Source organism: Rhodococcus sp. NPDC060084 (assembly GCF_042730335.1).
GTDB lineage: Bacteria > Actinomycetota > Actinomycetes > Mycobacteriales > Mycobacteriaceae > Rhodococcus.
In genome coordinates, this window is record NZ_JBHWWX010000001.1 from 238187 (window position 1) to 250263 (window position 12077).

Sequence of the window (12077 nt, forward strand, 5' to 3'; positions counted from 1 at the left end):
CGTGGCATGCGCATCCTGGTCGTCGACAACTACGACAGCTTCGTCTTCAATCTGGTCCAGTATCTCGGGCAGCTCGGCACGACGGCCGACGTGTGGCGCAACGACGACGACCGGCTCACCGCGCCCGGCGCCCTGGCCCGTGTCGCCCAGGACTTCGACGGTGTGCTGCTGAGCCCGGGACCGGGCACCCCCGAGCGTGCGGGCGTGAGCATCGACCTCGTCAAGGCGTGCGCCGACACGAGCACTCCGCTGCTCGGCGTATGTCTGGGACACCAGTCGATCGGGGTCGCCTTCGGCGCGACGGTCGACCGGGCCCCTGAACTGCTGCACGGCAAGACCAGCGTCGTGCGGCACAACGACACCGGTGTTCTCGCGGGCCTGCCCAGTCCCTTCACCGCCACGCGCTACCACTCGCTGACCGTCCTTCCCGAAACCATGCCCGCCGAGCTCGAGGCGACCGGTCACACCGAGAGCGGCGTCATCATGGCGTTGCGCCACTCCGAGTTGCCGATCCACGGCGTGCAGTTCCACCCCGAGTCCGTGCTCACCCAAGGTGGTCACCGGATGCTCGCGAACTGGCTCGGGATGTGCGGCGAGGCGCCGGAGGAGACTCTCGTCGCGCAGCTGGAGGCCGAAATGGCACGCGCGCTCGACGGTGGCGCTGCCTGACCCGCACGCACTACGACGAAGGTCCCGGACATGATGTCCGGGACCTTCGTCGTCACGCGGGAGCGATCAGCGGATACCGAGAACTCCGACACCGATCGTGATCGTCTGGGTCTTGGAAATCTCCGAGCCCGGAGGTTGCGCCTGGGTGATCACGGTGCCCACCAGGTCCGGGGACAGCGTGGCTTCACGAGTCTGCACGAGATCCGACGCGGAGCCGGTCCACCCGGCGCTCCGCAGCGCCGACAGCGCCTCCGACACCGAGCGGTTGGTGACCACCGGCATCTCGACGCGGTCACCGTTGGAGACCTTGATCGTCACCGTCGACCCTTGTGCTGCGGACGCGCCGCCCGCGGGGCTCGTCGACACCACAGTGCCGTCCGGCTCGCTCGAGTCGACCTGCTCGACGACGACCTCGAAGCCGGCACCTTCGATGTTGCCGGTGGCCACGGCGGTGGCCTGACCGACCACGTTGGGCACCCGAACCTGTTCCGGTCCGCTTCCCAGCGTGATGGTGACTTCGCCGTCACGCTCGATGCTCGCGCCCGCGGCCGGGCTCTGTCCGACCACGAGATCCACATCGTCGGCGTCCGACGGCGCTCGCTGCACGTCCGAGCCGAGACGCAGACCCACGGCGGCGAGCTCCTGCGCGGCCCGCTGCTGCGACATTCCGGTGAGGCGGGGGATCTGCACCTGCTCCGGCCCGCTCGACACCTCGAGTGTCACGGTCGATCCCTCTTCGACCTGCGTACCCGAGACGGGCCGGGTGTTGATGACGTTGCCACGTGCCACCACCGGATCGTTCTTCTGCTGGATCGACACCCGGAAACCGGCGTCCTGCAGCTGGTTCTCCGCCACATCCGAGGTCAGGTTCCGGACATCGGGGACCGCCACCTGTGCGGCGGTCGAACCGGGACCGAGCGACCACAGGAACACACCCACGATGCCCACGACCACCAGCGCGACGAGACCGAGGAGCACGCGCTTGGTGACCGACCCGCCGCCTCCACCGGAATCACTGCTCCCCGCAGCACCCGCCGGGGCGGCCGGCGCCACTCGCGCGTGCCGTCCCGGATTCGTATCCGCGGAGTCGAGCAGGGTGGTGCGGTCCTCGTCGGTCATCACCATCGGAGCGCTGGGTCGCTGACCGTTGAGTACCCGGATCAGGTCGCTGCGCATCTCGGCTGCGGACTGGTAGCGGTTGGCGGGATTCTTCGCCATCGCCTTCAGGATCACCGAGTCGAGCTCGTGCGGAATCGACGGATTCACCGACGACGGCAGCGGCGGATCCTCCCGGACGTGCTGGTATGCGACCGCCACGGGAGAGTCGCCCTTGAACGGCGGTTCGCCGGTGAGGATTTCGAACAGCACGCAGCCGACGGAATACACGTCCGACCGCGCGTCGACCTGCTCGCCGCGCGCCTGCTCGGGCGACAGGTACTGGGCCGTACCGATCACGGCGGCGGTCTGCGTCATGGGGCTGGCGGCGTCCGACAACGCACGGGCGATGCCGAAGTCCATGACCTTCACGGCCCCGGCCTTGTTGATCATGACGTTCGCGGGCTTTACGTCCCGGTGCACGATCATGTTGCGGTGGCTGAAGTCCAGCGCTGCGCAGACGTCGGCGATGACCTCCATCGCGCGCTTGGGTGCCATCGGGCCGTCGCGGCGAACGATGTCGCGCAGGGTGTCGCCCTCGACGTACTCCATGACGATGTAGGGCAGCGGCCCGGCATCGGTCTCGGCCTCGCCGGTGTCGTAGACCGCGACAATCGCGGGATGATTGAGCGCCGCGGCGTTCTGTGCTTCGCGACGGAAACGCAGATAGAACGTGGGATCGCGCGCGAGATCCGCACGCAGAACCTTGATCGCCACGTCCCGGCCGAGCCGTGTGTCCCGCGCGAGGTGTACCTCGGACATGCCGCCGAAGCCGAGGATCTCACCCAGCTCGTACCGAGAGGAGAGCTTGCGCGGTGTGGTCATGACGTTCCTTGGGTGTCCGGCGGTGCGTTGTTCGTACCGTTGCTGGCTTCGGGATCTGGGTCCCCGCCGTCTGCGTCTCCGTCCGCCTCACCGTCGGTCTCGCCGGCGTCCGGCGCCGTCACCGTGGTCGTGGTGGGTGTGGTTGTCGCGTTCGTGGTTGTGGGGACGGTCGTGGTGGGAGCATCCGTCGTCGGCGGCACCGTGGTGGTCGGCGGGACGGTCGTGGTGGGTGCGTCGAAAGTCGGTGTCTCGACCGGGGCCGGGGCAGGCACGGTTTCCTCGGTGATCGTGGTGGTCCGAGGGGGCCGCGTCGTCGTGGTCGTCGAGGGACGGGTCGTCGTGATCTGGGTCGTCGGCGACGGTCCGGGTGTTCGCGTTCCCTCGTCGTCCCCGCCGAACAAGACGATCCCCAGCGTCACCAGGGCGAGCAGGATCGCCGCACCCGCGGCCCACGCCAACGCAGTCGGGCTCGGCCCGCGTTTGCCGCCGTCACCGTCGCCGGCCGGCCCACCCGTCGTCGGCGGTCCCGAGACGGGCGGCTGTCCCGCTGTCGGGGGCAGTGCACCGGTCTGCGGCTGGGTGTAGGCGGTCGGGGAGTAGTACTGATTCGGATCGAGCGCGCGCGTGGCGGCAGTCGGCGCCGAGGTGCCCGGAACCCCGGGCGGCAGGACGCGATTCGCGCTGGTCACCGGCGGCACGTTGCCGGGCGGAGGCGCAGCCCGGCCCGAGCGCACCGCGGCCACCGCGTTCGCGAACTCGCCGCCGTTGGAATAGCGCTGGAGCGGGTCCTTCGAGATCGCAATGCTGATGAGTTCGCGCACCTCGGCCGGGAGATCGTTCGGCAGCGGAGCCGGTGTCTCCTGGACGTGCTTCATCGCGACCGTCACCACGCTGTCGCCGAGGAACGGGCGGCGACCCGACAGCACCTCGTAGCCGACGATGCCCAGCGAGTACACGTCACTCGCGGAGGTCGCCTCCTGCCCGAGAGCCTGCTCCGGGGCGATGTACTGGGCGGTTCCCATCACCATGCCGGTGCGGGTGACCGGAGACGCGTCGACGGCCTTCGCGATGCCGAAGTCCGTGATCTTCACCTGCCCCGTGGGCGTGATGAGGATGTTCCCGGGCTTGACGTCGCGGTGCACGACACCGGCATTGTGCGCGGCCTGCAGCGCACGCCCGGTCTGCTCGAGCATGTCCAGGGCGTGAGGAAGCGAAAGCCGGCCCACCCGCGAAAGCACCGCGTTGAGCGGTTCGCCGTGGACCAGTTCCATCACCAGGTAGGCGATGGACTGGCCTTCGGTGTCGGTGGTCTCGCCGTAGTCGAACACCCCGGCGATGCCCGGGTGGTTCAGCTGTGCGGTGGTGCGCGCCTCGAACCGGAAGCGCGCGAGGAAGTCCTCGTCGCCCGAGAGTTCGGCCTTGAGCACCTTGACCGCGACGCGCCGGTCGAGCCGGGTGTCGAGTCCCTCCCACACCTGTCCCATGCCGCCGGTCGCGATGAGGCGCTGGAGTCGATATCTGTCGGCGATCATGGCGCCGTTGCTCAAAGCCATGTCAGCCTCCCTGTAACCCGGCCGAGATCACGGCTCGTCCGATGGGCGCGGCCACTGAGCCGCCGGTCGCGGCGAGTGCACGGTCGCCACCGTCCTCCACGATCACCGCGATGGCGATAGTGGGTTGCTGCGCCGGCGCAAACGCGATGTACCACGTGTGCGGCGGGGTGTTGCGAGGATCGCTGCCGTGCTCCGCGGTCCCGGTCTTCGACGCGATCTTCACACCGGGGATGCCCTGGCCTCCGGCGAAGTCCTCGGCACCCACCATCAGGTCGGTGAGGGTCGCGGCGACCTCCGGCGCAATGGCCTGGCCGAGCGACTCCGGTGTGGTCTCCTCGAGCACCGCGAGATCGGGGCCCTGCAGACGCTCGACGAGATACGGCTCCATCCGGACACCACCGTTGGCGATGGTCGCGGCGATCGACGCGTTCTCGAGCGGGGTGAGCGCCACGTCGCGCTGCCCGATGCTCGTCTGGCCCAGAGCGGCCCCGTCCGGGATGGGCCCGATGGTGCTGGGCGCGACCGGCAGTGGCACTTCCATGTTTTCGTCGATTCCCAGCGCTTCGGCCTGGTCGACGAGGGCTTCCCGCCCGGTGGCGATGCCCATTTCGACGAAGGCGGTATTGCACGACCGCGCGAACGCCTCACGCAGCGTCACCGTAGGTGCGCCACCGCACGCGGCACCACCGTAGTTCTCGAGGGTGGTCGCCGTGTCGGGCAGGGTGATGTTCGGGGCAGCGGTGAGCTGGGTGTCCGGGGTGACGCCGGACTCGAGGGCCGCGGCCGTGACGACGACCTTGAAGGTCGACCCCGGCGGATAGGTCTGCGAGATCGCACGGTTGAGCATCGGCTTGTCGGGATCGGCGTTGAGTTCGTCCCACGCCGCCGACGTCGCTGCCCCGTCGTGTCCGGAGAGACGGTTGGGGTTGTAACTGGGCGTGCTCACCATGGTCAGGATCCGGCCCGTGCTGGGTTCGATCGCGACGACCGAACCGGTGTAGCCCCTGCTCGTCAGTTCGTCGTAGGCGACCTGCTGCATGACGGGGTCGATCGTCGTGACGACGTTGCCGCCACGGGGATTGCGTCCGGAGACCAGATCGAACAGTCGCTGGCCGAACAGCAGGTTGTCGGACCCGTTGAGCAGCGCATCCTCGGAGCGCTCGAGTCCGGTGCTGCCGTACTGCATCGAGTAGAAGCCGGTGACGGGCGCGTAGGCGAGCGGGCTCATGGGCTGATTCGGCGGCGCCGGATATTCACGCAGGTACTTGTAGCGGCTGTCGGTCGGGATCGAGACGGCAAGCGCCTGCCCGGCTGCGGCGATCTGACCGCGCTGACGGGAGTACTCGTCGATCAGCACGCGGGAGTTGCGCGGATCGGTGCGCAGGTCATCGGCCTCGATGACCTGCACATACGTGGCGTTGGCGAGAAGAGCGACGACCATGAACATCACCGCCATCGCAACCTTACGAAGCGGACCGTTCATTCGCGCCCCAACATTTCCGTCGGCGCGTCCGCGATCGGCGTGGCCTTCTTCCGCGGAACCACAGGCTCGCGGGCAGCATGGGAGATCTTCATCAGCAGTGCCAGGAGTAGATAGTTGGCGAGCAGAGACGAACCGCCGTACGACACGAACGGTGTGGTCAGGCCCGTCAGGGGGATCAACTTCGTCACGCCTCCGACCACCACGAAGAGCTGGACCGCCAGGGTGAACGACAGGCCGGCGGCGAGGAGCTTGCCGAAGCTGTCACGGATCGCCAGGGCGGTGCGAAGGCCCCGGATGACCAGAATCAGGAACAGCAGCAGGATGGCGGCGAGCCCGATGAGCCCGAGTTCCTCACCGATGGTGGCGACGATGAAGTCGGTTTTCGCGAACGGCACCTGGATCGGCCGTCCGCTTCCGAGACCGGTACCCGCGACACCGCCGGTCGCGAGACCGAACAGCGACTGGGAGATCTGGTAGCCGGTGTTGTTGTAATCGGCGAACGGGTCGAGCCACGTCTCGACACGCACCCGGACGTGGCCGAACATCTGGTACGCGAAATAGAACCCGACCGCGAGCAGCGAGAAGCCGATCACCAGCCAGCCGACGCGTTCGGTCGCGATGTACAGCATCACGAGAACGGTGGTGAACAGCAGCAGCGACGTACCGAGGTCCTTCTCGAACACCATCACACCGATGGAGAGAACCCAGGCCGCGAGGATCGGGCCGAGATCACGAGCCCGGGGGAAGTCCATGCCGAGGAAATGCTTGCCGGCGGTGGTGAACAGATCGCGTTTCGCGACGAGCACCGACGCGAAGAAGATGATCAGCAGGATCTTGGCGAACTCACCCGGCTGAATGCTGAATCCGGGCAGCTTGATCCAGATCTTCGCGCCGTTGACCTCGGAGAACCGGGACGGCAGCAGCGCCGGAATCGCGAGCGCGACCAGTCCGATCAGGCCGAGGGTGTAGCTGTACCGCGCGAGCAGACGGTAGTCGTGCAGGAACACGAGGACCGCGATGAACAGCACGATTCCGAGCGCGGTCCACAGCACCTGCTGGGTGGCATCGGGTGACGGCGCTTCCACCCCCATGTAGCGGGCGTTCTCCTGGTCGGCGAGGTCGAGCCGGTGGATGAGCACCAGGCCCAGTCCGTTGAGCAACGCCACGATCGGCAGCAGGAACGGATCGGCGTACTTGGCGAACCGGCGCACGGCGAGATGCGCGACGAGGAACAGCGCCGCGTACGTCACGCCGTACTTCAGGAGATCCGGGGTGATCGTCTGCTCGAGGCTCGCCTCGACGAGTATCAGCGACACCGTGGTGATGCCGATGGCACCCAGGATCAGGAGAAGTTCGGTATTACGACCTGTCGACTGAACCGGTGCCGGAGCGAAGCCACCCGGGGGACTTGGGAAGGCCCCCGCGCCATGGGTCACCGACATCAGGCGCCCACCCTGCAGTTCTGGCCGGGTATCTGGGGCGGCGCAGGAGGTGCCGCCGGTACCTCGGGCGCGGTCGTCTCGGGCGCGGGGAGCGGCTGACCGTCGACCCCGGGTGCCGGTGGTGCCGGCGCAGAAGCTTCGGCGGGAGGAACGCCGGGTGCGGCAGTGCCGTCCGTTCCGGGTGCCGGAGTCGCCGGCGGTGCCGGAGTGGGTTCGGTCGGGGGTGTTTCCTCGACGGAGCACACGGGCAGCAGATCCATCTCGGCGAGACGTTCCATCTGAGCGCTCGTGTCCTCGAGCGAGCCCGACGGCAAGCCCGCGCGAACCTGTTCACGCGCGGCAGGCCACAGATCGTCGACGAGCATGACCCGGCACCGCGCATCACCGGGTGCGGTGAGGGTCAGCGTGCCGTCGTCGGTGAGGCATCCGACGAGGGCGGCTTCCTGCAGCGAATACCCGAACACGTTTCCGGGCAGGCCGCGCAGGACGGTCACCGCTCCGCTGTTGTCGCCCACGTAATAGTTGTTGCGGACGAGTTGGCGGCCGACGACCAAGCCGACGGCGAGGAGCGCGACCAGCGCGAGGATGACGACGGGCCACCACAGCCGGCTGCGCTTCTTCGGGGGCGTCTCGGGCGCCTGGACGATCACACGCTTCGGAGCGGCGCGCGGCGGGCGCATCGCGGCGGCGCGTCCGGCAGCGGTGTTCGGAGGGGGAGTGTCCTCGTCGTTGTCGCCCGACGCGGCGCCGGCGACAATCGGCTTGCTCTGCCCGTAGTCGAGGTCGATCACGTCGGCGACGACCACGGTGACGTTGTCGGGGCCACCGCTGCGCAACGCCAGTTCGATGAGCCGGTCGGCGCACTCGTCGTGGGTGCCCTCGCGCATCGTGTTGGCGATCGTCTCGTCGCTCACGACATCCGACAGGCCGTCCGAGCAGATCAGGTAGCGGTCGCCGGCCCGCGCTTCGCGGACGGTCAGCGTCGGCTCGACCTCGGCGCCGGTCAGGGCGCGCATGATGAGCGAACGCTGGGGATGGGTGTGGGCCTGCTCGGCAGTGATACGACCCTCGTCCACCAGCGACTGCACGAACGTGTCGTCACGGGTGATCTGGGTGAGCTGGTCGTCGCGCAGCAGATAAGCGCGGGAGTCGCCGATGTGCGCGAGTCCGAGCTTGCTTCCGGCGAACAGGATGGCCGTGAGGGTGGTGCCCATCCCGTCGAGTTCGGGTTCCTCGTCCACCTGATCGGCGATAGAGGCGTTGCCTTCACGGACCGCGGAATCGAGCTTTCCGAGGAGGTCACCACCGGGCTCGTCGTCGTCGAGATGCGCGAGCGCGGCGATCATCAGCTGGGAGGCGACCTCACCGGCCGCATGCCCGCCCATACCGTCGGCAAGCGCGAGCAGACGTGCGCCGGCGTAGACGGAATCCTCGTTGTTCGATCGGACGAGGCCGCGGTCGCTGCGGGCGGCATAACGCAATACAAGGGTCACGGGCGGAGCTCGATCACGGTTTTACCCACTCGGACAGGCGTACCGAGAGGGACGCGGACAGCGGTGGTGACTTTCGCACGATCCAGATACGTGCCGTTGGTCGACCCGAGGTCTTCGACGTACCAGTCGGATCCCCGCGGCGACAACCGGGCGTGCCGGGTCGAGGCGTAGTCGTCGGTCAGCACCAGCGTCGAGTCGTCGGCGCGGCCGATGAGGACGGGCTGGGTGCCCAGGGTGATCCGGGTGCCTGCGAGCGCACCGTGGGTCACCACGAGATATTTGGCGGTCTTGTTGCGGCCCAGCGACGGGAGCATCGACTGCTTCGGCGAATACCGAGGCAACGGTCGAGCAGTCCCCGCATAGATGTCCGACCGCAGACTGCGCAGCACGGACCACACGAACAACCACAACAGGAGGAGGAAACCCGCCCGGGTCAGTTGCAGAATCAACCCCTGCACGGCTCATCCTCCTTCGGCTCGGTCGACCGGCATATGCCGTCCGGTGCGCTGCGGTCACTCACAATACGGACACGGCCGACTCGATACAGCGTCCGACGCGCAGTACACGCGTCGGACGGTGTCGACGGACCCCGTAGGCCCTGGATATCCGCAGCTCAGAGAATGCGCACAAGGATTTCCGAGTGGCCCGCCCGGACGATATCGCCGTCGGCCAGCTGCCAGTCCTGGATGGACGCGCCGTTGACGGTGGTGCCGTTCGTGGATCCGAGATCGGAAAGCATCGCGACCTGGCCGTCCCAGCGGATGTCGATGTGACGACGCGAGACACCCGTGTCGGGGAGACGGAACTGTGCGTCCTGCCCGCGACCGATGATGTTGCTGCCCTCACGGAGCTGGTAGTACCGGCCGCTGCCGTCTTCGAGCTGCAGGGTGGCCGTCAGCACACGACCGGCGGCGGGGGACTGGTAGCCACCTCCCGCGTAACCCTGGTCGTACGCCGGCTCTGCTGCCGCGTAGCCCTGGTCGTATGCCGGCTCGGCGTAGCCCTGCTGGCCGTACGGCTGAGCCTGGTAACCCTGGTCGGCGTAGCCCTGGTCGTATCCGCCGCCCTGCGGCTGCGGAGCCTGGTAACGATCGTCGTAGCCGGGCTGCCCGTACTGCTGAGCGCCGTCGCGGCCGTAGTCCTGGCTGTATGCCTGGGGCTGCGCGCCGTAGGCCTGCTGGTCGTAACCGCCCTGCTGGTCGTAACCGGCAGGCTGGTCGTAGCCGCCTTGCTGGGAATAGCCTTGCTGGTATCCCTGCGGATCGTAGTTCTGATCGCTGTAGGCCTGCTGGTCGTATCCGCCCTGGGCGGGGTCGCCGTAGCCACCCTGGGGCTGGTTGTCGTAACCGCCCTGCTGCGGGTCGCTGTAGGCCTGGCTACCTGCGTAGCCCGCGCCGTTGTTGTAGCCCTGTGCGTAACGCTGATCCTGGCCGACGTGCGCGTGACCGTTGCGTGCGTACTGCGGTTCCGCCTCGGCGGGGTCACGGCTCGGTTCGTAGCCGGGGTTCTGCGTCATGGGGCCAACTCCTGGTTCGGGTGTCACTGTTGGGCGGATCTGCGGGTTCCGCGGAGCCGGGGCGCGCGCCGCTGAGCGCCCCACATCTGGATCAACCGAGCCGCGAGTCCGGAACTGCCCTGTGTGCAGTGCCGACGACGACTCGAAGACGACCTGGATGTCACCGTACGTCTGCCATCCCTGTTCACGGATGAAGTCATCAAGGTGACGCGCGAAGGCCTTGACAGTCAAGTCCCGGTCGGCAGCGAGGGCCTCATGATCGGATTCGCTGATGGTGATCACGTATTTGTTCGGGGCCAGGGTATGGCCTCGATCGAGCTGCTGGACGCCGTCGGTCGCCTCTTGCTGCAGCGCAGCTTCGACTTCCTGAGGAACCACGCCGCCGCCGAACACGCGGGCGAAAGCGTCGCCGATAGCGGACTGAAGCTTGCGTTCGAATCGTTGGGCGATGCCCATTGCGACCCCCTTTCAGGTCTCCGCGTGTCGTGATGCAGATCGTGCAACTGCATGGTATCCACTTTTTCCACGTTTGGACCGGGTGGCACCCCCTGCGTGTTCCGATCGGTAGTGCGCCGGGGTCCCGTGAGGCTCCGTTTTCGCCCTGACCAGGCGAATCGTTGTTTGATTAGGAGCTGTGTTACTGTTTTCTGCGTTGCTCGGGCGAGTGGCGGAATGGCAGACGCGCTGGCTTCAGGTGCCAGTGTCCTTCGGGACGTGGGGGTTCAAGTCCCCCTTCGCCCACCAGGAGCAGTTCCACGAACTGCAACGAACGAGGTCACGAACTCGAACGAGATCGGGGCCTCGTTTTTCGTTGTCCGGGGAAGCTCTTGAGCCACGAATACGACGGTGTTCGGTGTGGTACGCCGCAGGCCAGGCCGGCGAAAGCGTCACGGGATCTGTGCGGTCGGTGGGGTGGCGCTAGGGGAGATGCCATACATGCGCCGATACTCCCGGCTGAACTGGGAGGGGCTGTCGTAGCCCACGCGGTGGGCAACGGCGGTGATGTCACGGCCGTCCGAGAGCAGCAGAAGACGGGCCCGTTGAAGGCGAATGAGTTTCTGGAACCGAATCGGACTCTGCGCGGTGGCGATGTGGAAGTTGCGGTAGAACGCCGACGGGCTCATCCCCGACATCCGTGCCAGGTCTGCGACGCGGAAGGGCTCGTCGTAATGATCGCGAATCCAGCGAACTGCGCCCGCGATATGGTGCAGGCCACTCTCGGCCAGACCGAGCTGGCGAACCGCAGTGCCGTGTTGCCCGGTGACCAGGCGCCATAGGATTTCGCGCTTGATCAGCGGCGCCAGCGCCGCGCGGTCACCAGGGTGGTCGAGCAATCGGATCAAACGGATTGCGGCGTCGAGTAGTTCGCTTGTCAGAGTGCCCACCGCGACGGCGGGTGTCACCTTGTGGTGCACGCGGGATAAATCGCCGGGGCGGACATCCAGCAGTAGATCGGCAATGGCTGAGGGATCCAGAACGAGCGCAAAACCGAGCGCGGGCGCCTCAGGAGTTGCACCGACGAATGTGCCGGTCACCGGCAGGTCGATGGAAGTGACGAGATAGTCACCCGGCTGGTACTCGTGCACTTGATCGCCAACTGCAAGGCGCTTGGCTCCCTGTGCCAGAACCGCGAGGACGGTGCCCGACATCTCGACCGAAGGCGGCCCGGAGTGTTCGACCTTCGCGATGTGCAGGCCTTCGATTGCGGTCGTTCCGGTTGGTTGCGCATGCCTGTCGAGCAGGGCGCGCAGTTCGTCGAACCTCACGTGCACGATTTCACCACGGCTCCGAACCGATAGTCCTTACCCATAGAGGATCAGGCAAGCAAGCGGGAGTATCTGTCTACTGTTCTTGCACTTCACCGCGTCAAATAGAGGCATCGCCCGAGATTGATCGGCCACCGACCCGGCGCCGATCGGGAGTATCGCACTCGAAACCGAG

At 67.2% G+C, this 12077-nt stretch carries 9 protein-coding genes and 1 tRNA gene; 2 read left to right on the forward strand and 8 right to left on the reverse strand.

Annotation, left to right across the window (positions count from 1 at the left end; genetic code table 11):
- Positions 1–6: 6 nt before the first annotated feature.
- Positions 7–669, forward strand: a complete 663-nt coding sequence (locus ACFWBU_RS01130) for an aminodeoxychorismate/anthranilate synthase component II (protein WP_169620876.1) — start codon at positions 7–9, stop codon at positions 667–669.
- Between the two features lie 66 nt (positions 670–735).
- On the opposite strand, the gene pknB is transcribed toward ACFWBU_RS01130, so the two are convergent.
- The 7 genes from pknB to ACFWBU_RS01165 all read right to left on the reverse strand — a co-directional run bounded on the left by pknB (position 736) and on the right by ACFWBU_RS01165 (position 10592).
- The gene (gene pknB / locus ACFWBU_RS01135) at positions 736–2649 is read right to left on the reverse strand and encodes a Stk1 family PASTA domain-containing Ser/Thr kinase (protein ID WP_169620875.1); all 1914 of its coding nucleotides are present in this window, start codon (positions 2647–2649) and stop codon (positions 736–738) included.
- Positions 2646–4202, reverse strand: a complete 1557-nt coding sequence (locus ACFWBU_RS01140; RefSeq protein ID WP_169652297.1) for a serine/threonine-protein kinase — start codon at positions 4200–4202, stop codon at positions 2646–2648. The genes pknB and ACFWBU_RS01140 overlap by 4 nt, the downstream gene beginning before the upstream one ends.
- 1 nt (position 4203) lies before the next feature.
- Positions 4204–5685 (reverse strand): penicillin-binding protein 2, encoded by a 1482-nt coding sequence (locus ACFWBU_RS01145; protein ID WP_169652296.1) that lies wholly within the window; start codon positions 5683–5685, stop codon positions 4204–4206.
- Positions 5682–7127, reverse strand: coding sequence for an FtsW/RodA/SpoVE family cell cycle protein (locus tag ACFWBU_RS01150; protein ID WP_169652295.1), 1446 nt, complete (start codon positions 7125–7127; stop codon positions 5682–5684). Before ACFWBU_RS01150 ends, ACFWBU_RS01145 begins: the two co-directional genes overlap by 4 nt.
- Positions 7127–8620, reverse strand: coding sequence for a PP2C family protein-serine/threonine phosphatase (locus ACFWBU_RS01155; RefSeq protein ID WP_378527209.1), 1494 nt, complete (start codon positions 8618–8620; stop codon positions 7127–7129). The genes ACFWBU_RS01150 and ACFWBU_RS01155 overlap by 1 nt, the downstream gene beginning before the upstream one ends.
- Positions 8617–9078 (reverse strand): FHA domain-containing protein, encoded by a 462-nt coding sequence (locus ACFWBU_RS01160; RefSeq protein WP_169620870.1) that lies wholly within the window; start codon positions 9076–9078, stop codon positions 8617–8619. Before ACFWBU_RS01160 ends, ACFWBU_RS01155 begins: the two co-directional genes overlap by 4 nt.
- Positions 9079–9233: 155 nt before the next feature.
- A complete protein-coding gene (locus ACFWBU_RS01165) occupies positions 9234–10592 on the reverse strand; it encodes a DUF3662 and FHA domain-containing protein (protein WP_169652293.1) in 1359 nt (452 codons plus the stop codon).
- Between the two features lie 202 nt (positions 10593–10794).
- On the opposite strand from ACFWBU_RS01165, the gene ACFWBU_RS01170 reads away from it, so the two are divergent.
- Positions 10795–10880: transfer RNA gene (locus ACFWBU_RS01170), tRNA-Leu, on the forward strand.
- 143 nt (positions 10881–11023) lie between these two features.
- Here the strand turns inward: ACFWBU_RS01170 and ACFWBU_RS01175 are convergent.
- Positions 11024–11902 (reverse strand): AraC family transcriptional regulator N-terminal domain-containing protein, encoded by an 879-nt coding sequence (locus tag ACFWBU_RS01175; RefSeq protein WP_378527210.1) that lies wholly within the window; start codon positions 11900–11902, stop codon positions 11024–11026.
- Between the last annotated feature and the right edge of the window lie 175 nt (positions 11903–12077).